This is a genomic window from uncultured Psychromonas sp., assembly GCF_947489755.1.
Taxonomy (GTDB): Bacteria; Pseudomonadota; Gammaproteobacteria; order Enterobacterales; family Psychromonadaceae; genus Psychromonas.
In genome coordinates, this window is sequence record NZ_CANLFB010000100.1 from 1 (window position 1) to 253 (window position 253).

Annotated in this window: 1 protein-coding gene; it reads right to left on the reverse strand. The window is 46.6% G+C overall.

Translation table 11 applies throughout. The features are described from left to right. Positions 1–253, reverse strand: a 253-nt coding sequence (locus tag Q0794_RS18175) for a VCBS domain-containing protein (protein ID WP_298944290.1), incomplete at both ends; no start/stop codon positions are given.

A 253-nucleotide genomic window follows, 5' to 3' on the forward strand; every position in this document is an offset into this window, starting at 1 on the left:
GCGTAAAGGTCGTTGTATCTGAACTGTCTACATCACTTAACGATAATGTGCCCGTTGTACTTAACGTTGCTGCATCATCTTCTGTAACAGACCCCGTTGCATCGCCTGCCACAACAGATAAGTCGTCAACACCGTTGATAGTAATAACAATCGCTTGCTCAACACCATCGCTGGTGGTCACCGTAATAGTATCGGTTAATGACTCACCGTCATCTAGCGCTTGAATAGCCGCTTGGGTATTATCCGCTGCGTA